At 61.9% G+C, this 23,836-nt stretch carries 23 protein-coding genes; 11 read left to right on the plus strand and 12 right to left on the minus strand.

Features of this window, described 5'->3' with window-relative positions; all coding sequences use genetic code 11:
- Positions 1 to 5 precede the first annotated feature (5 nt).
- The 8 genes from WKV53_RS06630 to WKV53_RS06665 all read left to right on the plus strand — a co-directional run bounded on the left by WKV53_RS06630 (position 6) and on the right by WKV53_RS06665 (position 7,963).
- Positions 6 to 680: a hypothetical protein gene (locus WKV53_RS06630; RefSeq protein ID WP_341403582.1), complete on the plus strand. Its 675-nt coding sequence runs from the start codon at positions 6 to 8 to the stop codon at positions 678 to 680.
- 89 nt (positions 681 to 769) lie between these two features.
- Positions 770 to 2,065, plus strand: coding sequence for a phosphopyruvate hydratase (gene eno, locus WKV53_RS06635; RefSeq protein ID WP_341403584.1), 1,296 nt, complete (start codon positions 770 to 772; stop codon positions 2,063 to 2,065).
- Positions 2,066 to 2,162: 97 nt separating this feature from the next.
- Entirely contained in the window at positions 2,163 to 2,711 is a 549-nt protein-coding gene (gene rsmD, locus WKV53_RS06640; RefSeq protein ID WP_341403586.1) for a 16S rRNA (guanine(966)-N(2))-methyltransferase RsmD, read from the plus strand.
- 116 nt (positions 2,712 to 2,827) lie between these two features.
- Entirely contained in the window at positions 2,828 to 4,120 is a 1,293-nt protein-coding gene (locus WKV53_RS06645; protein ID WP_341403587.1) for a 3-deoxy-D-manno-octulosonic acid transferase, read from the plus strand.
- 247 nt (positions 4,121 to 4,367) lie between these two features.
- Positions 4,368 to 5,900: a glucose-6-phosphate dehydrogenase gene (zwf, locus tag WKV53_RS06650; RefSeq protein WP_341403588.1), complete on the plus strand. Its 1,533-nt coding sequence runs from the start codon at positions 4,368 to 4,370 to the stop codon at positions 5,898 to 5,900.
- Positions 5,901 to 5,910: 10 nt separating this feature from the next.
- Positions 5,911 to 6,996, plus strand: a complete 1,086-nt coding sequence (locus WKV53_RS06655) for a glucose-6-phosphate dehydrogenase assembly protein OpcA (protein ID WP_341403589.1) — start codon at positions 5,911 to 5,913, stop codon at positions 6,994 to 6,996.
- Between the two features lie 64 nt (positions 6,997 to 7,060).
- Entirely contained in the window at positions 7,061 to 7,732 is a 672-nt protein-coding gene (locus tag WKV53_RS06660; protein ID WP_341403591.1) for a hypothetical protein, read from the plus strand.
- Positions 7,733 to 7,741: 9 nt separating this feature from the next.
- The gene (locus WKV53_RS06665) at positions 7,742 to 7,963 is read left to right on the plus strand and encodes a hypothetical protein (protein ID WP_341403592.1); all 222 of its coding nucleotides are present in this window, start codon (positions 7,742 to 7,744) and stop codon (positions 7,961 to 7,963) included.
- A gap of 23 nt (positions 7,964 to 7,986) precedes the next feature.
- On the opposite strand, the gene WKV53_RS06670 is transcribed toward WKV53_RS06665, so the two are convergent.
- Complete coding sequence (locus WKV53_RS06670) at positions 7,987 to 8,595, minus strand: RNA polymerase sigma factor (protein WP_341403594.1); 609 nt, start codon at positions 8,593 to 8,595, stop codon at positions 7,987 to 7,989.
- A 275-nt stretch (positions 8,596 to 8,870) separates the two neighbouring features.
- Between WKV53_RS06670 and WKV53_RS06675 the strand changes: the two genes are divergently transcribed.
- Together WKV53_RS06675 and WKV53_RS06680 are read left to right on the plus strand one after the other, a co-directional pair.
- The gene (locus WKV53_RS06675) at positions 8,871 to 10,118 is read left to right on the plus strand and encodes a hypothetical protein (RefSeq protein ID WP_341403595.1); all 1,248 of its coding nucleotides are present in this window, start codon (positions 8,871 to 8,873) and stop codon (positions 10,116 to 10,118) included.
- An 18-nt stretch (positions 10,119 to 10,136) separates the two neighbouring features.
- Positions 10,137 to 11,474 (plus strand): hypothetical protein, encoded by a 1,338-nt coding sequence (locus WKV53_RS06680; RefSeq protein ID WP_341403597.1) that lies wholly within the window; start codon positions 10,137 to 10,139, stop codon positions 11,472 to 11,474.
- A 4-nt stretch (positions 11,475 to 11,478) separates the two neighbouring features.
- On the opposite strand, the gene WKV53_RS06685 is transcribed toward WKV53_RS06680, so the two are convergent.
- The 9 genes from WKV53_RS06685 to WKV53_RS06725 form a co-directional block, all read right to left on the minus strand.
- Positions 11,479 to 12,087 (minus strand): LutC/YkgG family protein, encoded by a 609-nt coding sequence (locus WKV53_RS06685; RefSeq protein ID WP_341403599.1) that lies wholly within the window; start codon positions 12,085 to 12,087, stop codon positions 11,479 to 11,481.
- On the minus strand, positions 12,084 to 13,490 hold the full coding sequence (locus tag WKV53_RS06690) for a lactate utilization protein B (RefSeq protein ID WP_341403601.1): 1,407 nt from the start codon (positions 13,488 to 13,490) through the stop codon (positions 12,084 to 12,086). The genes WKV53_RS06685 and WKV53_RS06690 overlap by 4 nt, the downstream gene beginning before the upstream one ends.
- Positions 13,487 to 14,062: a sugar O-acetyltransferase gene (locus WKV53_RS06695; protein ID WP_341403602.1), complete on the minus strand. Its 576-nt coding sequence runs from the start codon at positions 14,060 to 14,062 to the stop codon at positions 13,487 to 13,489. Before WKV53_RS06695 ends, WKV53_RS06690 begins: the two co-directional genes overlap by 4 nt.
- Positions 14,059 to 14,814 carry a (Fe-S)-binding protein gene (locus WKV53_RS06700; protein ID WP_341403603.1) on the minus strand — a complete coding sequence of 252 codons (756 nt, stop codon included), beginning with the start codon at positions 14,812 to 14,814 and terminating at the stop codon, positions 14,059 to 14,061. Before WKV53_RS06700 ends, WKV53_RS06695 begins: the two co-directional genes overlap by 4 nt.
- Before the next feature lie 131 nt (positions 14,815 to 14,945).
- Positions 14,946 to 15,374 (minus strand): hypothetical protein, encoded by a 429-nt coding sequence (locus tag WKV53_RS06705; RefSeq protein WP_341403604.1) that lies wholly within the window; start codon positions 15,372 to 15,374, stop codon positions 14,946 to 14,948.
- A 56-nt stretch (positions 15,375 to 15,430) separates the two neighbouring features.
- Positions 15,431 to 17,419, minus strand: coding sequence for an alpha amylase C-terminal domain-containing protein (locus tag WKV53_RS06710; RefSeq protein ID WP_341403605.1), 1,989 nt, complete (start codon positions 17,417 to 17,419; stop codon positions 15,431 to 15,433).
- A gap of 61 nt (positions 17,420 to 17,480) precedes the next feature.
- Positions 17,481 to 19,484, minus strand: coding sequence for a protein-disulfide reductase DsbD family protein (locus WKV53_RS06715; RefSeq protein WP_341403607.1), 2,004 nt, complete (start codon positions 19,482 to 19,484; stop codon positions 17,481 to 17,483).
- A gap of 283 nt (positions 19,485 to 19,767) precedes the next feature.
- Entirely contained in the window at positions 19,768 to 20,013 is a 246-nt protein-coding gene (locus WKV53_RS06720; RefSeq protein ID WP_341403608.1) for a YMGG-like glycine zipper-containing protein, read from the minus strand.
- 101 nt (positions 20,014 to 20,114) lie between these two features.
- Positions 20,115 to 21,152, minus strand: coding sequence for a quinone-dependent dihydroorotate dehydrogenase (locus WKV53_RS06725; RefSeq protein WP_341403610.1), 1,038 nt, complete (start codon positions 21,150 to 21,152; stop codon positions 20,115 to 20,117).
- A gap of 137 nt (positions 21,153 to 21,289) precedes the next feature.
- Between WKV53_RS06725 and WKV53_RS06730 the strand changes: the two genes are divergently transcribed.
- Complete coding sequence (locus tag WKV53_RS06730; RefSeq protein WP_341403611.1) at positions 21,290 to 21,967, plus strand: hypothetical protein; 678 nt, start codon at positions 21,290 to 21,292, stop codon at positions 21,965 to 21,967.
- 80 nt (positions 21,968 to 22,047) lie between these two features.
- On the opposite strand, the gene pheA is transcribed toward WKV53_RS06730, so the two are convergent.
- Complete coding sequence (gene pheA, locus WKV53_RS06735) at positions 22,048 to 23,118, minus strand: prephenate dehydratase (protein ID WP_341403613.1); 1,071 nt, start codon at positions 23,116 to 23,118, stop codon at positions 22,048 to 22,050.
- Positions 23,115 to 23,831: an SMC-Scp complex subunit ScpB gene (gene scpB, locus WKV53_RS06740; protein WP_341403614.1), complete on the minus strand. Its 717-nt coding sequence runs from the start codon at positions 23,829 to 23,831 to the stop codon at positions 23,115 to 23,117. The genes pheA and scpB overlap by 4 nt, the downstream gene beginning before the upstream one ends.
- Positions 23,832 to 23,836: the final 5 nt, after the last annotated feature.

Genomic DNA, 23,836 nt, shown 5'->3' on the forward strand with positions numbered 1-23,836 from the left:
TCGAAATGTGCCGAAGTCTCCTCATCTCTGTTCTCGCTGGCGCGATCTCCCTTTCGGGAGCATTCGCTGAAAGCGATGCCGAGAAGGGGATTTCGGAGGCCGAATCCCGGTTCTACGAAGCGAAGTCAAAGATCGATTCGGACTACAGGCGGGATTTTGCCGAGGCCCTTTCGAAAGGAGAGACGATCGAAGTTTACCTTCTGGACTTCGAGACGGAACGCACTCCATCTGATTTTCTCTATTGGGACACCCGATTGGAAGAAGATGAGTTCCCGATCATTCCTTACGGCGCCAAATCGAAGATTCTAAAACGCGCGATTCTCACGGACGACCAGAAGCGAGACTTCCTTCCGAAGCTTCAGAAGGTGATCGGAGTCCAAGGCGATGTCGGAGGTGGCGCCTTCTGCCACATGCCCATTCACGGAGTGAGAATCACCGCCGGTGAGAAGATCATCTTCCAATCGAGCTTCTGTTGGAAGTGCGGGAACTTCGCATTCACTTACCCTGATCGTCCCGCATGGATCGAGATCCACGGAAGCGAGATCGCCGAAGCTTTCAACAAGCTCATGCCGATTCCTCAGTCCGAGATCGATCGCTTTGAATCGAAGTACGGCAAGAAGTCTCCGGATGCTGCCAAAAAGGCTGATCAAAGCGGCGAGAAGCCGGATCGAGCTGAATAGCCTTCAAGCGGCAAGACGTGCCGAAGCCGCAACCCGCATTTAGTTTCCAGCTCCACCTCCTCCCTCAACAATTCTCCAATTCTACTACCATGGAACACACCACCATCGTTGAAATCCGCGGCCGAGAGGTCATCGACTCCCGCGGTAATCCTACCGTCGAAGCCGACGTCATCCTCGAATGCGGCGTCGTCGGCCGCGCCGCTGTGCCCAGCGGTGCCTCGACCGGCGAGCACGAAGCCTGCGAACTCCGCGACGGCGACAAGTCCCGCTACCTCGGCAAGGGCGTGCTGAACGCCGTTGAGAACCTGAATGGCAAGCTGGCTCCCGCGCTCTGCGGCATGCTCGCCACCGACCAGGCCGCGATCGACGCCGCCATGATCGCGATCGACGGCACCAAGAACAAGTCGTCCATCGGCGCCAATGCCATCCTCGCCGTCTCGATGGCTGTGGCCAAGGCCGCTGCCCAGGCGACCGGCCTGCCGCTCTACAAGTACCTCGGCGGCCCGAACGCCAAGGTGCTGCCCGTGCCGATGATGAACATTATCAACGGCGGTGCTCACTCCGACGCCCCGATCGATTTCCAAGAGTTCATGATCATGCCGATCGGCGCTCCGACCTTCCGCGAAGGCCTGCGCTACGGTGCTGAAATCTTCCACGCGCTGAAGAAGGTGCTGCACGACCGCGGCCTTTCCACCGCCGTGGGTGACGAAGGTGGCTTCGCCCCGAACCTCGCTTCCGCTGACGACGCTCTCAGCGTCATCGCTCAAGCCGTTGAGAAGGCTGGCTACAAGCTCGGCGAGGACATCGCCATCGCGCTCGACGTCGCTTCTTCCGAGTTCTGGGATGCCAAGCAGAACGCCTACGTCTTCAAGAAGTCCGACAAGTCGGTGAAGAGCGCTGAAGAGCTCGTTGCCTACTACGCCGGCCTGCAGGCCAACTACCCGATCATCTCGATCGAAGACGGCTGCGCCGAAAACGACTGGGCTGGCTGGAAGATCCTCACCGACAAGCTCGGTGCGACCACCCAGCTCGTGGGCGACGACCTGTTCGTCACCAACGTCGAGTTCCTCTCGAAGGGCATCGCCACCAAGACCGCCAACTCGATCCTCGTGAAGGTGAACCAGATCGGTTCGCTTACCGAGACCTTCGACGCCGTCGAAATGGCCCAGGAAAACGCCTACACCGCCGTGCTTTCGCACCGCTCGGGCGAGACCGAGGACAACACGATCGCCGACATCGCCGTCGCGACCAATTGCGGCCAGATCAAGACCGGCTCGATGAGCCGCTCGGACCGTATCGCGAAGTACAACCAGCTCCTCCGCATCGAGGAAGAGCTGGGCAACGACGCGGTCTACGGCGTCGGCAAGATCAAGGTCCTGCGCTAATCCGCATACTGCCTTTTCCAAAAGCCTCCCGGGAGACCGGGAGGCTTTTTTGTTGGCGGGTATTGCCGCCGGGCCCGTCGCTTGGCATGAAGCGGCCGTGCGCATCATCGCGGGAAAAGCAGGACGACTGGCCATCAAGGTGCCGAAGGCGGTGACTCGGCCGACCACCGACTTCGTGCGGCAGGCGGTGTTTTCGATCCTCGGCCCGCGGGTCGAGGAGGCGGCGGTGCTGGATCTCTTTGCCGGTTCCGGGGCGATCGGGCTTGAGGCGCTTAGCCGTGGTGCGGCCTCGTGCGTATTCGTCGACGAGCATCGTCAGGCGGAGATCGTGATCCGTGAGAATCTGGAAAAGGCCAAGCTGGCCGGAGGGCGGGTGGTCAAAGCGGATGTGCACGCCTGGGTGGCCCGGGACACCGGCAGCTACGATCTGATTTTCGCCGATCCGCCATATGCGAAGACATCCTTGGACCGGGACCATCTCAAGGACCTGATGGGCAAACCGGCTCTTCTCGGGCGGCTTGCTGATGGCGGGCTGCTGATTGCCGAGTGCTTTTCTTCGACCCGGAGTCCGGAAGCGCCGGGATGGGTGCTAAGCGAGCGCCGTGAATACGGGAATAGCGCCATTCTGCTTTACGCCGCGGAATAGGAGCTGGGCGGGTGGCAGAGAGGCGAGAGGGGAATTCCCGTAATTCCCCTATATAGGCATTCGGGAATAGTGGAGTGCTCTTGCCGGTTCAAACATGGGTCACTAGCCTCCGCGCGATGCTGTTTCCGCTGGTTCTGGCGATCTATCGCCTGCTGCTACCCGTCTACCTGTTCGTGGCGATGCCGGGGTGGCTGGTGCGGATGGGGCAGCGGGGTGGCTTTGGCAGCGGACTGCGGGAGCGTTTTTCGATCTATCGGCCGCCTCTGGAAGATGAGCCGTGCGGGCAGGTCCACCTGCACTCAGTGAGCGTGGGGGAGACGATGATCGCGGTGAAGCTGCTGCGGGCGTGGCAGGCGCGGGAGCCCGGCAAGCGTTTCGTGCTCGCGGTGGGGACGGCTACCGGCCACGCGGTTGCGGTGGAGGCTGCGCTTCCCGGAGTGCGAGTGACTTATGCGCCGGTGGATTTCCGGCTTTGCGTGAAGCGATACCTGAATCGCTTCGAGCCGTCCCAGATCGTGTTGGTGGAAGGGGAGATGTGGCCGCACCTGATGCTCGCCTGTCGGAAGCGCGACGTTCCCGTGAGGCTGGTGAATGCGCGGATGTCGCCGCGATCGGAGCGTCGCTACCGGAAGCTTGCTCCGGTGGTGCAGCCGATCTTCGGTCTGCTCGATTTGGTTGCCGCCCAAGAGCCGGCGGACCGGGAACGGTGGCAGGCGCTCGGCGTGGCGGTGGAGAAGGTGCAGGTAACGGGAAGCTCCAAGTTTGATCCCGGTGCCGCGGCGAAACCCGAACAGCGGGTAGAGTTCGCAGCGATGCTGGAGGCATTCGGCAAGGATCGCCACGTGGTGCTGGCCGCCAGCACTCACGCCGGTGAGGAGGCTTGGTTGGGGAAGGTAGTGCGGGAAACCGGAGCGCTTTTTGCGGTGGTGCCGCGCCATGCGGAACGGCGTGCCGAGGTGCGGGCAGATTTGGAGAAGGAGGGTTTTGAGGTGGTGCTGCGCTCGGCATTCCGGCCGCCGGCCGATCCATCCCAGGCTTGCCTCGTCATCGATAGCACGGGGGAGCTGCGCGACTGGACAGCGCATGCGGCCGTGGTGGTGATCGGGAAGAGTATTCTCGGCACTGGCGGGCAGAATCCGGCGGAGGCGATCATCGCGCGGCGTCCGGTGCTCTTCGGACCGCACATGGAGAACTTCGAGCCGCTGGTGACGTCACTGGTCGCTGCTGGCGGGGCAATTCGCTTTCGCGATGCCGCCGAACTGAAGACGTCGCTGGAACGGCTGTTGGCTGATCCTGCGCTTCGCTCCAAGACCTGCGATGCTGCTGCGGAAGTGCTCCACGGCCACGATGGCGCGACCGGGAGGATACTCGATCTTCTGCAGGGAACCGGCAAAACCTTGGAAGTTTGACCCGGTGATTTTCTACAAATTCGGCGCAAAGACCCACTGACGGAAACGTGAGGAAGGATGCGAATCCGCAAAGAGGGGCTGTCGCTGCTGAATTCTAGCCTGTTTGGGCCTTTTTCCTCCGCGGATTCCTCCTGTTTCGTTGTTGGCGATCTCGTTCCAATCGCCGCCTTGATCCCGAGGTTGACGAGAATTCATACCCATTTCTCTTTATTGGCGGGCCACTTTGAGCGACACCGCGGGCCTGCCCATGACGAATCCGTTTCGCGAAGACCTCGTCTCCCGCTCGCGCCCCGAGCCCTGCACCGTTGTGATTTTCGGTGCCACCGGAGACCTCACCCACCGCAAGCTGGTCCCGGCGATCTACAACCTTGCGATCGATGGCGAATTGCCGCCCGGCGTGAAGATTGTCGGCTTCGCCCGCCGCGAGAAAAGTGACGAGGAGTTCCGCCAAGGTCTCGAAGAGCTGAACCGCAAGGTTTCGCGCTCCGGTCATGACGACGCGATTTGGGCGAAGTTCCAGGAGAGCATTTCTTATCACCAGAGCGAGTTCACCGATGCCGATGGCTACAAGCGTCTCGCGGAACGCCTGGATGCGATCGACCGCGATCGCGGCGGGAAGGGGAATCGCCTGTTCTACGTGGCCTCGGCTCCGGAGTTCTTCGATGACATCCTGACCCAGCTCAAGGGTGCTGGTCTGAACAAGGCCAAGGATGGTTGCTGGGCACGCGTGATCGTCGAGAAGCCGTTCGGCACCGACCTCGCGACCGCGCAGCACCTCAACCAAGTGGTGAACCGAACCTTCCACGAAAAGGACACCTACCGGATCGACCACTACCTCGGGAAGGAGACCGCGCAGAACATCATGGTGCTGCGCTTCGCCAACGCGATTTTCGAACCGCTCTGGAACAGCCGCTACATTTCCCATGTCCAGGTCACCTGCGCCGAGAATCTCGGCATGGAAGGTGGCCGCGGTGGTTACTACGACAAGTCCGGCGCGCTGCGGGACATGGTGCAGAACCACCTGCTGCAGCTCCTCAGCCTGATCACCATGGAACCGCCGACCGACCTCAGCGCGGATGGCGTGCGCGATGAGAAGGTGAAGGTGATCCGCTCGCTGCGCCAGTGGGATACTCCGGAGAAGGTCGCCAAGAACGTGGTCCGTGCGCAATACACGGCCGGCCACGTCGACGGCCAGCCGCGTCCCGGCTACCGCGAAGAAGATCGCGTGGATCCGGAGAGCATGACCGAGAGCTACGTCGCGGTCCGCCTGCTGATCGATACCTGGCGCTGGAGCGGCGTGCCGTTCTACATCCGCATGGGCAAGCAATTGCCGAAGAAGGCGACCGAGATCTCCATTCACTTCAAGGACGCGCCTTGCGTGCTCTTCAATGCACTTCCTGGCGGTGTGCCCGGCTCGAACGTGCTGGTCCTTCGCATCCAGCCGGATGAGGGCATCTCGCTGCGCATGGTTTCGAAGATCCCGGGCACCAGTCTGCGTCTGGAGCCGGTGAAGATGGATTTCCACTACTCCACCAGCTTCGGCAAGGGCAGCCCGGAAGCCTACGAGCGTCTCTTGCTCGATGCTATGGCCGGTGATGCCACGCTCTTCGCCCGTCGCGACGAAGTGGAAGAGGCATGGAAGTTCATCGATAACATCGAGCACGCCTGGCACCAAAGCACCACCCCGCCGCCGATGGCCGAATACGTCGCCGGCAGCTGGGGCCCGAAGGAGGCCGACGAGCTTCTCCAGCAGGACGGCAACGTGTGGCGTCGTCTCTAACAGGAATGCCATGACCACGCTTTCCATGCATCCCGAACTCGGCCTCGAGGTCTCCGTCGGGTCCATCGATAAGGAACTTCGCAAGCTTTGGGAACAGGACGAGGCGCGCACGAATGCCTCGCTGATGAACCTGGCGATCTACTCCGAGGCACCGGGTGCCTTGGAGAAGAATTCCGCGGCGATCCGGGAGCTGACCGCCGAGCATGCTTGCCGCGCGATCTTGGTGGGCATTGATCGTGACGCTCCCGAGGCATCGATCCGGGCGTGGATCACGGCGCATTGCCACCTTTCGCATGGCAAGAAGTCGGTGTGCTGCGAGCAGATCGCCTTTGCTCTAACTGGCACGGCGACCGGTCGTTTGCGCAATACCGTCTTCGCTCACCTTGCATCCGATCTGCCGCTGATCCTGTGGTGGCAGGGCGAGCTTTCGCCGCGTTTTGAAGAACGGCTCTATAGCTTGGTGGACCGCTTCGTGTTCGATAGTGCCGACTGGGCCGATCCGCGCGAATCGTTCGGACGCATCAGCGATGCCATCCAAAGCGTGACTCGCGAGATGGTGGTGCAGGATCTTTCCTGGACGCGGTCCTTCCAGTTCCGTGTCTCGGTGGCTGCCTTGTTCGATGACCCGCTGGTGCTCGCGGCCCTGCCGGAGATCGAGGCGGTGGAAATCGTCCATCACCCGGCGAACCGCCAGAGTGCCCTGCAAATTCTTGCGTGGCTCGCGGTGCAAGCCGGTTGGCGCGATGGCATGGAACTCGATCTCGCCGTCCAACGCCGAAATGGCAACAAGGAGGGCTTTTCTTTCGAGGGCCCGACGGGCAAGACGATCGCCGTCACGGTGACGGCTGATGAGAGCTCCGCGCCGCTCGGCTTGGTGAAGCTGTCCGGTGGAGGGGTGACCGTCTCGGTCTCGCGCGAAGCGGGAGCGCCCTATTTGACCCGCCGGATCGAAACGCCGGGGCAGGTGGTGGAAGCACCGGGACCAGTTGATCCGGATGCACCGGCGAGCTTGATCGGCGAGCAGCTTTCCCGCGGTGGAAAAAACACGCTGTTCCAGAAGATCCTGCCGAGGTTCAGGCAGTTGTTAGAGCGGTGAGTCCAAGACTGGCGTGGCAGAAACTACGGCTTTCCTTTGCCTGGGAAATCGTTTGTCTCCGGATATGCGCGATGCATCTGTGATAGGAAGACGACAGAATTTCCTCACTTCGTTGGGTTTCGCCGTGGTGAGCTTGGTCGCGCTGAAAATCGCACAGGCTGAAGTCGCCCCGTGGCGGATGAATGACGGGAGAGTCCTGAACCTGGAACTTCGCGACGCATGGGGTGAGGATGAAGCGGCAATGGTCGAGTTCATCTCCCCTGAGATGAAGCTTCTCACGCTGAAACGTAACGAGATTCATCCAGAGGATCAGAAGAAAATTCCCACCGACCGACCCCGGAGCGAGGACCTTAAGTTCGTTTGGGCAAGAGCCCGGCACGATGGTGAGAGGAAGGATGATGTCACCATCATCTACAATTTCGAGCGCAGCCTACCTGGCGTCACAGAATGCAATGAAGGAACGCTCAAGGTTGCGCCTTTCAAGATCGGAGACGCAGTGGTCGCACCAGAGGCGTGGAAGGTCATCACACACTCCGGCCCAGACGGCGCCGTAGTCGAGTTTCGCACGACGGGACCGTATGACGCGACGAAGCTCGCGGGGGCGAAGTTTAGTGCGAGCGTTGAGCTCGAGGTGGGAAAGGATCGTAGGCGGAGTATCCAGCGCATCGACTTCCCCCAGCGTCCGTTGCAGGAAGTGAAAGTTCGGTTTGGAGAGATGGAGATCACCTCCGTTTAAGGACCTGCCGTGGGGGAAGTCCCCGCGCGATACGGAGTGCAGGTCCACTCGGAGCCGGAGCAAAAGCTGATCAGGTATCTGGTGGAGAGCAATGGGCGCACCGCTGGCCGTGGAGGAATGGAAGCGAGCATCGCCGGCACCTTTGCGACCGTGAAAATCGACTATTGGGAATCCTTCGAGAAGAAGGTAGTCCAATTCGCCGGAACGGCCGGGCAGCCTGATCCCCGTTGAGTGGGTTTACAGGCAGCCGCGAGTCACTCCGCCATGTAGCTCGCGAGTCTCTCGCGAAGCGTGGTGCGGGCGCGGAAGAGCAGGCTCTTCACGGATGAGACCGAGGTCTTGAGGACCTTGGCAATGTCCTCGTAGGGCATCGACTCGTAGCTGTAGAGGATCACCGCGGTGCGCTGGGCTTCCGGCAGGGTCGAGATGGCGCGGTCGATCTGCTGGTGCATCTCGAGCTTCATCGCTTCCTCCTGCGGCTCGTGGCGGGTTTCGGCGGACATTTGGAAGCCGCTATCCTCCTCGCGCTCGTCGGTGGAGACTTCCTTCCGGCGGGAGCGGCGGCGGGTCTCGTTGAAGACGAGGTTCCGCGTGATGGTGAAAAGGTAGGTGGTGAACTTGGCGTCCGGCCGCCAGCGCTTGGCGTGCTTCCAGACGCGCAGGAAGGCGAGCTGGGCGATGTCTTCGGCCTCGGTCGGGTCATTGAGCATCCGGGCCACGGTGCCGACCACGGCATTCTGGTGGCGTTCCACCAGCTGGCGGAATGCTCGTTCATCGCCTTCCGCGATTCGATGCATCAGCGCCACATCCACGTCATCCCCGTCTGCGGCGTCGTTCGCTGGCATCGGGCGGGAATCGGGCATGTGGATCGGCGGGAAGGACAGTGCGGCTTCCATGATCTTCCCGACAAACCGCGGGGCGAGCAGGAAGTTGCGGACGGCAGCGATGATGTGCCCATCGGGCGGCTAAAAGCCGCGGATACGCACATTTGTCGGTGGAATGACGCGGAATTCGACAGTCTATTCAGTCAAAATCACCGGTGGGGCATGGTGGCAGGCGACTAAACGGGATTGTTTGACGGAGAACCCGTCCTTGGAGCAGTCTGCGGGTGAACGACGTCACTCGGCCTCCCTGTTCCTTGAAACCGAAATTCACCCTGCTGTTCGGCCTCATCGCGCTCGGTGGACTCGCCTTGATCGCGGTCCAGCGCCGCGAGATCCTGAGTCTTCGCGCGGAGGCCGTTGGTTTGGAGGCCAAATTGCCAACGCTTTCGCATCACCGCCCGGCCAATCCTGAGGTTGCGGATGCCAGCCCATCCCCGGTTGAAGCCGAGCCTGTCGCAGGTTCTGGCATCAATTGGGATGAAGCGCTCCTGATCGTCAAGGGTTCGTCGCGAAGCGTGGCCGACGGGATCATTCTTCAGAAGCAGATCGCCGCCCTTAGTCCGGAGGGATTCCTCAAGGCATTGGACGAACTCGACGCAAGGGAGCTTCCGGAAGACTCCAAAATGAATCTTGCCCGCCTATTCCTTGGCGGACTGGTCAAAGCCAACCCGCGTTTGGCGGTGGAGCGACTCGGAAAATATGCCGATCTCGACCATCAGATGGCTCCGAGGCTCGGGGCAGCCATGGAGGCATGGGTGAAGCAAGACAGCGGGGCGGCACTGGCTTGGCTCGACCGCTGGGTGGCAAGCAATCCTGTCTACGACCGGGCACTTTCCCGCATCAGCCCCGGCCGGGTCGTGTATGAATCCGCTGTCATCAAGGTGATGCTATCACAAAAGCCGGACCTACTGGCCGCGCGTGTTTCCGCGATGCCCCGCGAGGAAGCCGTGAGACTGTTGACCACCGTAGGGTGGGATGGCCCGGAAGCTGGCGAGCAATTCACTTATGCTGAACTCGTGCGGAAAACGCTTCCCGAAGCGGAGGGTAGCCAGGTTCTGGGAAGCAAGGCGAAGCTGCTCGCGCAGTCTAGCTTGGAAGAAGCCTCGGGGTATCTCGACCGGATCCATCCGACTGGGGAAGAATTGAAAGTGTGTCTCAGCGGTGTCGTCGAATCCCGCATGGAGTCGAAGGCGTCCGATCCCGACCTTGGAAACGAGATCAAGACGGTAAGGGAATGGGTGACTGCCCGTAACCCGGCTCAGGCGGACACTCTAACAGGCGTCGCCTTCGGACACGCTTTGAATGGCCGCGACTTGGACTTCGACGAAGTGGCCCCCGTGGTGATGCAGTTCCACGATGCCGCGGGAAACGATGAGATCCTGCACGCGTTCTTGAAGAACGGAGGATGCTGTCACGGGAGCAAATCCCTGGAACTCGCCGCCAAGATCGCGGATCCCGCGATCCGGGAAGAAGTCGTGCGTCACATCAACAATCATCATTGAACCCACCGCCCGCGGCGCATGAAATCACCTGTCCAGACCGCAGTAACGACCATGGCAGTGGCCGCGATCATCGGCACCGCATGGTACCAGTCGCGGGTTCTTGCAACAGAACGCTCGCGTCTGTCGTCGCTGCGCCAGCAAGTGGAGGCAGCTACTTCAACTCCATCTGCCGCGGTGCCGGCACCTGCAACGGGCCGGCCCGACAAATCTTCCCAATCCCCAACGCCGCCGAAAAAAACGGCTCCGGCGATTGTCCTTAATGAGGAACGGTTGCAGCTCATTCGTGACCTGGCGTCCTCCATGGAAGTGCAGAAGGGGATAGCGGGTCTGAGGACACGGAGTGACGATGCGATGCTGGCGATCGGAGCGATGAGCAACGCCGAGTTCCGACGCTATCTCAAAGCGGTTCTGGCGTGCTCCGAATTGACCGAGGCCGAGCGCAAGGATCACTGCAAGTTCGCCTTCTTTGCGCTGCTGGATCGCCGGCCTGCGGACGCGCTGACACTCTACACGGAGTCCGACGATTGGGCCCGGCTTGGGGTTCCACCGGTATTTGTTTCGCGCGCTTTCCAGCGGTGGACGACGGAGGATTTGCCAGGTGCGCTTGCCTGGCTCCGGGAGACGATTGCCGAGCGTCCGGAGATGATCGAGGAAACGGACAAGGGGCAGGTTGTTTACGCTGTGGCGAAGACCGATCCCGTGCAGGCGCTTTCGATGATCACGGAGTTCGGAATCAATCCGCCTTCAAATTCCACGCAAAGCGTCATCGGGGTGGCGGATACCCCCGAGAAGAGACTGAAGGCCTTGGAGGCCCTGCGGGCCTACCTGCCGACAATCCAGGACAAGGGCGATCGCAACCAAGCCGGCGACTACGCGGTCGCCGTGCTGGGCCGGCAACTCGCCAAGGATGGGGTGGAAGCCGGCACCCAATGGGCGGATTCGGTTGGATTGACCGCTTCAGAGGCTTGGAGCTTGGGCAGCGACATTGGAGACGCCGTTCGCCCCGGCGAGGAGGCGCAATGGATTGCCTGGTTCGACAGCAAGCTCGAAGACAAGTATTGCGGCCGCCCAATCCGCCATATCATGGGCTATTGGGCGAAACGCGACCACAAGGCAGCGGCGACCTGGCTGAATGATGCTCCCGCGGGCGCCGCGAAGAATGCAGCGGTTGCGAGGTTTGCCGAGACGGTGAGCGAGGTCGAACCGGAATCTGCCGCACAGTGGGCAGAGACCCTTCCGCCCGGAACCTTGCGGACGAAGACACTTACCGAAGTGTATTGCAATTGGCCCAAGGAAAGCGAGGCGTCCAAGGCTGCGGCCCGCGCGTTTGCAGAGAAAAACGGTTTGGATCCGTGATGGGTTAGATGAAGAGCGCGAGCTGCAGGCCGGGGCCGTGAACGCCCTCGATCAGGATGCCTTCCACGTCTGCGGTCTTCGAGGGTCCGGTGGCCCAGAGGATATTCCGGCTGGGGCCGAGGCCGGCCATGGCGTCGGGGATGGTGCGGTGGATTTCGCTCTCCTTCAGCACGCCGACGTGGACCCAGGGGGAGAGGGCGGCGAGGCGGTCGGAGGTGTGGGCGTCATCGAGAATCAGGCTGCCGGACTCGGCGATGGCGCCGGTGGCGCGGGTGATGCCGAACTGGTAGTCCTCGTAGCGGCTGCGATCGTAGGCCGTCTCGACGGTTAGACCGGCGGCGGCGAGGGCATTGCCGACGTCCGCCATGAGAACGGGATCGCAATACCCACGGGTCTGGCCGTTCTGTTGGAGAAATGTGACCAGATCCGCGATGCTATTCACGACCTTGCCGCTGACTGCGGTGAAATTCCGAGTGAAGGCCTCGCGCGACGTGCCTTCGAGCCTCGGCTTCGAATAGAGCACTGCGGAGTCGTAGTCCGGGTAATCGGCCTTGGCCTTCACGTCGGTGAGGGCGGTGCGGATCTTCGAGAAAATGGCGTCGCGGGAGCTCATGACTGCTTGGATTTGTTAGAGCGGCTATTGAACCACTTGCGGAAGTCGCCGCCGTGCCACTCGGGGAGGGTGCGTTGGCCGAGCCATTCCTGGAGGGGCTTCACCGGCGCGACTTGAATGGGGAGATGGTTCATCGCCTTGCTCATGGTCATGGCGGTGCGCCACAGGGAAGGGGTGGTGGCGAGGGTGGCGAAGGGGCTCATCGGCGGCGCGCCGGGCGAGTGGATCTTCTCGCGCTTGGCCTTGTCGCGGAGGCGCAGGAGCAGGTCGGGGATGGGGATGTCGACCGGGCAGACTTCATTGCAGGCGCCGCATAGCGACGAGGCTTTCGGCAGGTCGGCGAGTTCGGGGAATTCCTTGCCAGCAAGGAGTGGTGAAAGGACTGCACCGACGGGTCCGCCGTAGGTGGCGCGGTAGGCGTGGCCGGAAGCCTGACGATAGACCGGGCAGACGTTCTGGCAGGCGGAGCAGCGGATGCAGCGCAGGATTTCGCGGCAGTTCGACTCGAGCACGTCGGTGCGGCCGTTGTTGAGGAAGACGACGTGCATTTCCTCGGGGCCGGAGGGCTGGGAGGTGTCCTTCGGGCCCGAGATGAATTCGGTGTAAACGGTGAGCTGCTGGCCGGTGGCACTGCGGCCTAACAGATTGAGGAAAACCGCCAGATCCTTGTCGGTGGGCACGAGCTTTTCGATGCCCACGAGTGCGATGTGGACCTTTGAGGGGGCCATCCCGAAGCGCGAGTTGCCTTCGTTCGTCACCAATACCAGGCGGCCACTCTCGGCGGAGATGAAGTTGCCGCCGGTGATGACGGCCTCGGCCTGCATGTATTTCTCGCGGAGGAAGACCCGGGCGCGGCGGGTGATCGTTTCCGGATCGTCGTTGTAGTCGGCGGCGATGCCTTCGCGCTGGAAAGTACGGGCGATCTCGCGGCGGTTCTTGTGAATGATCGGCCGGACGATGTGCGAGGGCACGTCGTCATCGAGCTGGATGATGAACTCGCCGAGGTCGGACTCCAGGCACTCGATGCCGTGCTCGATGAGATAGGGATTGAGGTGAATCTCCTCCGCTGCCATCGACTTCGATTTGGTCAGCTTCGAGATGCCACGGTCCTTCAGGATGGAAAGGATGGTCGCCTTCGCGTCATCGCCGGTATCGGCGAAGTGGACCTGCACGCCATTGCGCTGGAGCGAGACTTCGGCCTGCTCCAGGTAGCTGTCCAGGTGGTGCAGCGTGTGGTCCTTGATCTTGCCGGCCAGCTTGCGCAATTCATCGGGGTTTTCGTAGTCCTTGAAGAGCACCGTGTAGCGCTTGTCAGTGCTCGCGGCGGAGCCACTGATGACCGAGGTCTGCTTCTCCTCCGAGATCTCCCGGGCGTAGGTGTCGATGAGCTGGTGATCGATCATGGCAGGGTTTTGAGAATACGACACGGATTGCCGGCGGCAACACTGCGCGGTGGCACGGACTTGGTGACCACGCTGCCGGCGCCGATGGTGCAGCCGTCGCCGATGGTTACGCCGGGGAGGATGATGGCTCCGCCGCCGATCCAGCACTTGTGGCCAATGGAGACTGGCTTGCCGGTGGTGACGTAAGGGGCGGATGAACCGGGTGGATTGACTCGCTCTTCCGGCGAAAGCGGATGGCCAGCAGTGTAGATCTGGACTGCCGGGCCGATCAGCACATCATCGCCGATGGTGATGAGGTTGTTGTCGGCAAAGACGCAATTGACGTTCACGAAGGCGTTCCGGCCGATGGAAATGTAGCGGCCGTATTCGCAGGAGAAGGGAGCCTCGATCCATGCGCCTTCACCGAGGTGGCGGAAGAGATGACCGAGGACTCGGGCCCGTCCATCGAGGTCGCGCGAGTCGAGTGCGTGGAACTCCTTCAGCAACGAGCGGCTGCGATGATACTGCTCGATCAGGTCCGGATCGCGCGATGAGTAGGGCTCACCGGCGAGCATCTTTTGCTCCTCCGTCATCGCAGGGTGTCGCGCAGCACTTGGATGGCATGCTTGTGCTCGATGGGGCGCCCTTGGACGCGAGCGAGACCAGTGATGTGCATCAGGCAGGACATGTCGCCGCTGACCAGCAGGTCGGGGTGCACGTCGAGGATGTGATCGAGCTTCAGCGAGCCCATGCGGCCCGAGATGTGAGGGAAAGTGACCGAGAAGGTTCCGCCGAAGCCGCAGCATTGCTCGGCTTGGCCGAAGGGGACGACCTCGGCGTTCTTGATGGAAGAGAGCAGCGACGTGATCGCCTCGCCGGTATTCGTGCCGCGGCTGTGGCAGGAACGGTGAAACGCGAGCTTGGTGGGCTTGTCGAAAGAGCCCTTCCACTCGCGGATGCCGAGGCCGTTGACGATGAAGTCGCACACTTCCCAAGTACGGCGTGCCAGCGAGTCGATGGACGGATCCGGGCACTCTTCGAACTGGAGCGGATTGCCGTGGAAGTTCATCGCGGCACAGGAACCGCTCGGGACGATGACCGGCAGATCACCCGCGAAGACGCCGGCGGTGTAGCGGGCGACCTTGCGCGAAACGGGCCAGTCCCCCGAATTGAAAGCCGGCTGGCCGCAGCAGGTCTGGTTATCCGGGAACTGCACCTCGACGCCGAGATGCTCCAGGACTTCGACAGTGGCCCGGGCGACATCGTCGTAAAACGCATCGCACAGGCAGGTCCCCATCAGCAGGACTTTTTTGCCCGCCGGACGGGCTTGGGTTGCGGCAGCCATCGCGATCAAGGAAAAGGACGTCGGGCCCGGAGGTCGAGTGCGGATGTCGGGGCAGACGTGCTTGGGTTTGGGTTTGGGTGAAAGCGCGCTGGGATTCTCCGCGCCGGGGTGCCGAGTCCCAAGAAGGAGAGTTATTCAGGGCGGAGGCGGCGGATGCAAAGCAGGCCAGCGAAGTTCAGAACCATGGAGGCCAAAAGGCAGTCCAAGGCATAGCCCCGATTGTGGGATCCCGCAACGAAGGTGCCGAAGCCTGCCAACGCCGCGCCAGAGGCAAGGACCGCCAGCCACCAGAATAGCCGGTGTGACCGGAGAAGAGGAATTGCGAAGGGAGAGGCGGAAACGAGGAATGACAGCATCAAGAACCCCGAGATGGCGATCATCTGCCGCCATCCGGGCATGCGGCTTCTTTTGAAAACCTGCACGATTTCCCTCCAGATCTCCCAGCCGCGGTCATGGCCTCCGCCGATGGTCAGGAAATGGAATGCGACCCAGCAGACCAAGGCCGCGATCAACAAGATGAGTGCCACCTTGTTTACCCGGAGCACAGTCGAAGGCGACATGCCTCACTTGGATACGGGATCGCCAGGCGTCCGTCCACTCCGCTTGTCCCCAACCCTCACTTCATGGGGGCGAACACCATTGCCGTCCGGGCCGGGGAATAGATCGTCAGCTTGCCCTCTTCGGAGACGGGATACTCGATGCTCGCGTCGACCCGGCCTTGGCCGCCGATGTCACGGGCGTCGGTGTCGAGGATCAGGCGGTAGGCTCCGGTGCCCGGGATGGGGAACTCGAAGTCAGGCACTGAGATGTCCACGGAGAGATTGAAGACGAAGATAAGGTCGCCTCGGCGGGCGCACATGATCTTGCGCTCGTAGTCCATCCACAGATTTTGGGCGCGTTCGGGACCGGGCACGCCGTGCTGCCTGCCGGTCTCCAACATCACTTTGTCGAACGCACCCAGCCACGCGTATTTCAGCGCGGGATTGTCGGCGAGCGACCATTGGCGGCGGCAGTAGTGATAGGACCAGCCGTTGCCTTCGCGCGGGAAATCCAGCCACTCGGGGTGGCCGAATTCATTGCCCATGAAGTTCAGCCAGCCTTCGCCACCGAGTGCGAAGGTGAGCAGGCGGATGATCTTGTGCAGGGCAATGCCGCGCTCGACCACGGGGTCGGGATCGTCCTTGCCCATGTTCCAGTACATCTTCTCGTCCATCAGCCAGAAGGCGAGGGTCTTGTCGCCCACGAGCGCCTGATCATGGCTTTCAGCATAGGCGATGTTGGCCTCGCCGTGGCGGCGATTGGTCAGGGTGCCCCAGATCTCGTCGAGGTTCCAATCCTCGTCCTTGGTATGCTTGAGCAGCTTGATCCAGAAGTCCGGGATGCCCATTGCGAGACGAGCGGTGAAGCCGACGCCGCCTTCGCTCACGGGGCGGCACAGGCCGGGCATGCCGGACATGTCCTCGGCAATGACGATGGCACCGGGCCGGATCTCCTGCGCCAAGCTGGTGGCAAGCTGGAGGTAGAGGATGGCATCGTGGTCGACACCGTTGGTGAAATACTTGCTGTAGTTATCGAAGGATTCGCAACCCCGGTGCCAGTAGAGCATCGAGGTGATGCCGTCGAAGCGGAAGCCATCGAAGCGGAACTCCTCCAGCCAATAGCGGACATTCGATAGAAGGAACTGGCGGACCTCAGGGCGTCCGTAGTCGAAGACCTTGGAGTCCCACTGGGGGTGATCGCCGCGGTCGTCGCCGTGAAAGTAGAGATTGCCGGAGCCATCGAGGTCATTGAGACCCTCGGCGATGTTCTTCACGGCATGGGAGTGGACGATGTCTAACAGCACCGCGATTCCCAGGCCGTGGGCGGTATCCACCAGATACTTCAGATCCTCCGGCGTGCCGAAGCGCGACGATGGGGCGAAGAACGACGAGACGTGGTAACCGAAGGATCCGTAGTAAGGATGCTCCTGCACGGCCATGAGCTGGACGATATTGTAGCCGTCCGCGGCGATGCGGGGCAGGGTGGCATTCGCGAATTCGCGATAGGAATGCACGCGGCCTTCCTCACCGGACATGCCGACGTGGGCCTCATAGATCAGCGGCACCTTCACCGACGATGGATCGAAGTCGTTCCGCCATTGGTAGCTCTCTTCGGGCTCCCAAATCTGGCCGGAAAAGTCGTGAGACTGGGGATCCTGCACCGCGCGCAAGATGCACGCCGGGATGCGATCGCGATGCGAGCCATCGGCTCCGACGATGTGCAGCTTGACCTTCTGGCCGTGGGAAAGCGTTCCCGCGGGAAGATGGAGCTGCCAGACACCGCCGCGCGCCGGCGCGAGAGGGTGGCTATCGCGGTTCCAGTCGTTGAAGTCGCCGATCAGTGAGACGGCCTTCGCCTTCGGCAGCCATTCGCGGACCATCCAGCCGCCGTCGGGCTGGCGGTGGATGCCAGTGAGCTTGTGTCCGTTCGCGAAGGCAGGGAGGCTGCCGTTGCGGCCTTCGATGTCGGAGAGGGTCTGCTGGAAGCGCTCGATCCGGCCTTGGATGTCGCCGGTATGGGATTCAAGCCATGGATCATCGCGGACCAGTTGGGGAATGTCGCTCACTTCCCCAGCATGAGCGCGGGCCGTGCCAGTGGAAAGAATGGATTGAGTCGTTTCCTGCGGCCTACTTTTTCTCGGGCAACGGGACCTCGCGGGTGATGAGGTCCTTCATGTAACCGGCGTCCAACAATTCCGGAGTGATGACGGGCTCCTTCCCGGGCACATAAAGCACGTTTACCGGGATGGCCGAGCGGCCAAGCTCCTCCAGCTTGGCGTCGATCGCGGGGTTCGGATTGGTCTTGTCGCCACGCATCAGGACGATTCCGCGGTCCTTCATCAGCGCGGCGACTTCCTTCGGATACGCGCGCTTCTTGTTGAGCTGGCACGTGGCGCACCACTTGGCGGTGAAGTCGACGTAGACCGGCTTGCCGTCTTCAAGCAACTCATTGACCCGCGCTTCACTCCAGGCTTCCCAAACGAGCTCGGATTTCGCCGGAGGAGCGGCAAGTTTCATGCCTCCTGCAGCAAAAAGCACGGTGAGGACAAGCGCAATGGTCCGGGCCTTGCGGCTCCGGAACGGCGTATGCCAGCGGCCGAAGATCCATGCTGCGATCGCCACGGCGGTGAGGCCGAAGATCACGTTTAGCATGTTATCGAGTTCGATCTGGCCGACATAAACCCACAGCAAATACCCTGCGGTGGCGAAAAGCAGGAATGCCATCGCTTGCTTGAAGCTCTCCATCCAAGCGCCTGGCCGGGGCAGAAGATCGACCAAACGCGGGAAGATCGACAGGATCAGGTAGGGCAGGGAAAGCCCCAGTGCCATGGCGGTGAAGGCCGTGAAGAATTGCACGGGCGGCAGGGCGATGGCCGCACCGATGGCCGCGCCGAGGAACGGGGCGGAGCAGGGAGTGGCAACGACCGTGGCGAGGATGCCCGAGAAGAACGAACCGCTGACGCCATCCTTGGTTTGGAGCTTTCCGCCGACGGACGTGGCCGAGGCTCCGATCTCGAAGACGCCGTACATGCTCAGCCCGAGAATGAACATGAGGAGCATGAGCACGAGCACGGTCCACGGATTCTGGAGCTGATAACCCCAACCGATTTCCTGGCCCGGGCCAGCGGCGGAACGCAGGGCGAACAACACTCCGCTCAATGCCCAGAAAGAGAGCAATACCCCGGCGGTGAAGGCCAATCCGTGGAGGACGATCTTCTTGCGGTCCTGCCCCGACTGCTGGACGAAGCCCATGATCTTGAGCCCGATCACGGGGAAGACACAGGGCATGAGGTTGAGGATGAGACCTCCCAGCAGCATACCTCCGAGGATTGGAAGGAACTTGCCCAAGGAAAGGGGCGCCGCAGGGGCCTTGCCGATGGTGGTCGGCGGAATCGCGACCGCCTTGCTGGCCCCGTTGATGGGATTGGTGCCGACCAAGATCCCCGCGACCTGCTTGCCTTGCGGAACCGCGTGGTCGAAGACGGGATCCTTGGTGACGCGCTTGAGTGCGAGCAGCCAGTCGTCTCCATCACGCGTCAAACCGGCCCCATTCTGAGCCAGAGCAATGAAGGGATAGTCGGGAATGAAGCTCAGTGAAGCTTGGGAGAGATCGGTGGAGACGCCTTTGAGGCGTAGCTGGAGTTCGGTGCCGGAGGCCTCGACACTGACCTTCCAATCCTTGGATGGCTGGGGGATCTCGGCCCGGGCAGCGGTGAAGAGGGCAGCTTGAGCACCGTCCATCTCCGGCGCGCCTGCAACGGGAAGCGTGATCTCAAATTTCGCCGGCCCTTCCTTGGGTTCATCGCGGCATTGGCCTTCCCGGCAGATTTGCCAAACCGCGGAGGCTTTCAATGTGACCTTCGAGCCGTCCGCCAGATTCGCGGGGGGCGTGATTTGAGTGAGGAAAACGGGGGTGCCTGAGTAGGTGAAGCTCTTGCCGAAAAGACCGTCCGTGACATGAGGGACCGGCCACTGGAGTTCCGAAGCCGTGAAACCCTCCGGCAAGGTCCATTTGACCTCAGGGGATTTCTCGATACCTCCGGAGTTCTTGTAGTAGCTATGCCATCCTCCAGAGGGATGCTGGAGTTTCAGGGCTACGGTGAACGGCTTGCCCGGGGCAATGGATTTCACCTCGGGCACCAACGTTGCCGTGGTATCCGTAGCAGCCGCTTCCTCAAACCCTGTCTTCGGAAGCAGTCCACCCAACAGATCCTGATCCTCTTGGGCGCGCGCCGGGGCGTGAATAGAAAGGAATCCGGCTGACAGGACTGCTAGGAGGAAGCGGGGAAAGCGCATGGTAAAGCGGACGTGACTGGTAACTAGAGGAGCAGGCGGGCGAATTTATCCCACAAAAATGCCGGGCGAGGCCGCGATGGCCTGCCCGGCACGGGAAATCACGGGAATGGCAGCGGGATTAGTAGCCGCGCTGCTCTTGGTCCTTGGCATTGCCGTAGGCTCCGCCGGCAACTCCGCCTGCAGCGGCACCGATGGCGGCACCTTCCAGCGTGCGGCCGGACTGGTGACCGATGATGGCACCGGCACCGGCACCGATCAGAGCACCGGTGGCGGCTCCACGCTGGGTGTTCGGACCGGCGGGCCCGGAGCAGCTGGTGCCGAGGAAAGCGGAGGCGAGGGCGAGGAGAGCGAGGGTCTTCTTCATGATTCGATTGGTTCTGATTCTAGAAACTGCTTCGGCCAGAACGCGCGTGGCGCAAGGGACGAATGCGGCGACAGGAAAGACGTTCCTCCTGAAAAATTTATTCACAAGTCCAAAGTATCGAGCGCCCGGACGCACTCGCGGACAAGTCTGGGACCCTGATAGATGAAGGCTGAATAGATCTGAACCAGGCTCGCCCCAGCGCGGATCTTGTCGACGGCATCCTCCGCACTGGAGATCCCGCCGACGCCGATGATCGGGACTTTTCCGCCGAATTCCGTGGCGAAGGCGCGGATGATTTCGGTGCTACGCTGCGTGACTGGCTTTCCGGAGAGGCCGCCTGCCTCGTTGGCGCGCGGGTGTCCGGCGACAGGGGCGCGGTCGAGGGTGGTATTCGTGGCAATGAGGCCGTCGAGCCCGCCGTCGAGGAAGACCTTGGCCAATGCCGTGACATGTGGCGGATCGAGGTCGGGAGCCACCTTGAAGAGCAGCGGCACTCGCTTGCCGTGTTCCTTTTCGAGGGCCGCCTGCTCCTTCTTCAGTCGCTCTAGCAGGCGGGCGGATGCTTCCTCACCCTGGAGATCGCGCAGGCCAGGGGTATTCGGTGAGGAGAGATTCACCGCGATGTAGTCCGCCACCGGATAGGCGGCCTTGAGGCAGGTGAGGTAGTCGTCCGCGGCGTTCTCGTTCGGGGTGTCCTTGTTCTTGCCGATGTTGAAGCCGATCACGCCTTGGAAGTGCTTCGAGCGGCGGACGTTTTCCACGCCGGCGGTGATGCCGGGGTTGTTGAAGCCCATGCGGTTGATGATCGCCTCGTGCTCGATCAAGCGGAACAAGCGCGGCTTGGGGTTTCCGGCCTGAGGGCGTGGGGTGATGGTGCCGATCTCGACGAAGCCGAAGCCGAGCCGGCCAAGCGCGTCGATGGTATTACCTTCCTTGTCCAAGCCGGCCGCGAGACCGACGCGGTTCGGGAATCGCAGGCCCATGACCTCTACCGGCGACATGAACTCATCGGCGGGGAAGAGCAGGGGAAGGACGCCGGATTGCTCCGCCAGCCGCAGGCCGCGAAGGCTCACGTGGTGGGCAGTCTCGGCATTGAGGCAGAAGAGCAGGGAGCGAGCGATGTCGTAGGCGTCGGACACGCACGGAGCGTGAACATCTCATCACGAAGGTCCAATACCGAACATCGGAGTGATGAAATGATCATCGTTTCCGTCGATGAATAGGAGGGGTCTTTCGATTCACGAGAATGACGAGTTGCCCGTTAGGCTCCGCGCCGATGAACCGCTTCAAGGCCTCCCTGCTCGTCACCATTTTCCTCAACGGCGCCTGCCAATACGACACGCCTGCGAGTTATTCCCTGCCCGTGACACAAGGACCGTCGGGCGCGATCGAGGAGTCCTCGCATGCGCGCCCGACGGTCCACTTTCCGGCGCGAGTCGCGGTGGTCCGAATCGAAGGAAGTTCCGGTGGTTTCCGGATGATCTCCGACACCGATGTGGAGCAGAGTGAACACGCGGCCGTGGCGAGTTCGCTGCCCGGCATCGAGGGGCTGGTCAGTCTCAATCGCGTGGCCTTGATCAGTGAGGTGAAGTCCTACCGGGAGCTGGATGCGGAGGCCCGCAAGGTGGGCGCGGATCTGGTGGCGATCTATCGCTTCGAGGCCAGCGACCGGTCGAGTGATGCTTTCCTGCCCTTGAGCGTGGCGACGTTAGGGCTGGCCCCGACGAATACCTATACCGTGACAGCGACGGCGACCTTGATGGTTCGGGATGCTCGGACAGGTTACCTTTATGGGGTGATGGAGGAATCCGCCACGAACAAGGGGCTGACTGCGGGAATGGATCTCGCCAACGCGCAGGAGCGGTCGAAGCGGAATGCGAAGAAGAAGGCGCTCGATCAGCTCACGGCGAAGCTGCCGGTGTTCTGGAATGGCGTGTTGGCGAAGGGACGGTGACAGCTGGGAGCGCGGGATTTATTCTGCTTCACCCGTAGGTTAGCCCTTCCGTCCAAGCGGAATGAATTCCGCGCTCCCAGTTATTCTCCGGCGTCGGGATAGGAGCCTAACAGCTTAACCATGGAGCAGTGCTTCTCCAGTTCCTCGATGCCATTCTTCACCATGGGGTCCTCGCAGTGGCCGGAGAGGTCGACGTAGAAGATGTATTCCCAGTCCTTCCGCTTGGATGGACGGGACTCGATCTTCGACATGTTGACGTGGAACTGATCGAAGGCTTGTAGCGCTCGGACCAGGGAGCCGGGCCGATCATGGATGGCGAAGAGCAGCGAGGTTCGGTCGTTGCCGGTCTGCGGGCAGGTCTTCTCGCCGATCACGAGGAAACGAGTGGTGTTGGTGGCGCGATCCTGGATCGACTCTTCCAGCACTGTCAGGCCGTACATTTCCGCGGCGGCCGGGCTGCCAATGGCGGCAGCACCTTGGGCGGAGTTTTCCTTCGCCAGTTGGGCGGCGCGAGTGGTGGAGGAAACGTCCACCGTGTCGGCATTCGGGAAATGTCTCAAGATCCAGCCACGGCACTGGGCCAGCGCCTGCGGGTGCGAATAGAGCGTCTTGATCTGCTCGCGGGGAATATCCGCCATCAGGCAGTTTTCGATGCGAAGCAGGATCTGCGCGCAGATCTGGAGCGGTGAATCGACAAACAGATCCAGCGTGTGCGAGACCGCGCCTTCGGTGGAGTTCTCGATCGGCACCACGCCGTAATCGGCACGGCGGCGGGCGACTTGGTCGAAGACTTCGGCGAAATTTGGTAGCGCGGTGTAGTTCACCGAGTGGCCGAATTTCTTGATCGCGGCTTGATGGGTCCACGAGCCTTCCGGGCCGAGGTAGGCGATCTTGAGATCGTCTTCCAAGGCGAGCGCAGCAGACATGATCTCGCGATAGATCGCGCGGATCGATTTCTCCGGCAGGCGACCCTTGTTGCGCTCGATCAGGCGGCGAAGCAGTGCTTCCTCGCGTGCCGGGGCGTAGATTTGGAGGCCGTCGCGCTTTTTCACTTCGCCGACCTGGTGAACGAGGTCGGCTCGGGCGGAGAGGAGATCGAGGAGCTGGCCGTCGATGTCGTCGATGTTCTTGCGGATGTCGTCGAGGTTCACGCGTTTTCTTCTTCGGCAGGGGCGGCGGCAGGGGAAGCGCCAGCGGCGCTGAGGGCAAGCTGTTCTTCTGCGGCGACGGCACCTTCCAGAGGTGCTTCCGGCAGTTTCACTCGACGCAGCTCCTGGGCATTCGGCAGGTCGTCGATGCTGCGGATGCCGAAGTGCTCGTAGAACATCTCGGTGGTCTCGTAGAGGAGCGGACGGCCGGGAAGCTCGGCGCGACCGCCAATACGCACCAGTTCGCGGTCGAGCAGCTTTTGCAGCATGCCGTCGCAGGCGACGCCGCGGACAGCCTCGATGGCGCCCTTCGTGATTGGCTGGCGGTAGGCGATGATGGCGAGCGTTTCCATGGCCGGGCCGCTGAGGCGCTCGGGCTTGCGGCCTGGGAAGAGCTGGCGGACGAATTCGCCGTAGGAGGGCCGGGTGAAGATTTTCCAGCCCTTGGCGCGCTCCATCAGCAGGAAGGCGCGGCCGCTGGCCTCGTAGATGTGATTAAGCGCGGCGATGCCCGCGATCACCTGATCCGAAGAAACGGCGGCGATGCTCACCAGCCAGTCCGGCAGTTCTTCAGGCGTCTCGCCGTCCTCGATCTTGCGGGCGCGGGCGTCCTCGGCCTCGGCGACGCGGGCGCGGATCAGCCGGGCGATTTCCTCGGCCGGCATCGGCTCATCCGAGGCGGTCAAGAGGGCTTCGACAATCGAGGAAAGTTCCATGGCGG

The sequence above is a fragment of the Luteolibacter sp. Y139 genome (assembly GCF_038066715.1).
Taxonomy (GTDB): domain Bacteria; phylum Verrucomicrobiota; class Verrucomicrobiia; order Verrucomicrobiales; family Akkermansiaceae; genus Haloferula; species Haloferula soli.

Coding starts and splice junctions, on each gene's coding strand:
- zwf (WP_341403588.1), top strand. CDS start 4,368: ATGACGAATCCGTTTCGCGAAGACCTCGTCTCCCGCTCGCGCCCCGAG.
- WKV53_RS06700 (WP_341403603.1), bottom strand. CDS start 14,814: ATGGCTGCCGCAACCCAAGCCCGTCCGGCGGGCAAAAAAGTCCTGCTG.
- WKV53_RS06670 (WP_341403594.1), bottom strand. CDS start 8,595: ATGCCCGATTCCCGCCCGATGCCAGCGAACGACGCCGCAGACGGGGAT.
- WKV53_RS06730 (WP_341403611.1), top strand. CDS start 21,290: ATGAACCGCTTCAAGGCCTCCCTGCTCGTCACCATTTTCCTCAACGGC.
- eno (WP_341403584.1), top strand. CDS start 770: ATGGAACACACCACCATCGTTGAAATCCGCGGCCGAGAGGTCATCGAC.
- WKV53_RS06655 (WP_341403589.1), top strand. CDS start 5,911: ATGACCACGCTTTCCATGCATCCCGAACTCGGCCTCGAGGTCTCCGTC.
- WKV53_RS06685 (WP_341403599.1), bottom strand. CDS start 12,087: ATGAGCTCCCGCGACGCCATTTTCTCGAAGATCCGCACCGCCCTCACC.
- WKV53_RS06705 (WP_341403604.1), bottom strand. CDS start 15,374: ATGTCGCCTTCGACTGTGCTCCGGGTAAACAAGGTGGCACTCATCTTG.
- scpB (WP_341403614.1), bottom strand. CDS start 23,831: ATGGAACTTTCCTCGATTGTCGAAGCCCTCTTGACCGCCTCGGATGAG.
- WKV53_RS06630 (WP_341403582.1), top strand. CDS start 6: ATGTGCCGAAGTCTCCTCATCTCTGTTCTCGCTGGCGCGATCTCCCTT.
- WKV53_RS06690 (WP_341403601.1), bottom strand. CDS start 13,490: ATGATCGATCACCAGCTCATCGACACCTACGCCCGGGAGATCTCGGAG.
- WKV53_RS06695 (WP_341403602.1), bottom strand. CDS start 14,062: ATGACGGAGGAGCAAAAGATGCTCGCCGGTGAGCCCTACTCATCGCGC.
- WKV53_RS06720 (WP_341403608.1), bottom strand. CDS start 20,013: ATGAAGAAGACCCTCGCTCTCCTCGCCCTCGCCTCCGCTTTCCTCGGC.
- WKV53_RS06645 (WP_341403587.1), top strand. CDS start 2,828: ATGCTGTTTCCGCTGGTTCTGGCGATCTATCGCCTGCTGCTACCCGTC.
- WKV53_RS06660 (WP_341403591.1), top strand. CDS start 7,061: ATGCGCGATGCATCTGTGATAGGAAGACGACAGAATTTCCTCACTTCG.
- WKV53_RS06680 (WP_341403597.1), top strand. CDS start 10,137: ATGAAATCACCTGTCCAGACCGCAGTAACGACCATGGCAGTGGCCGCG.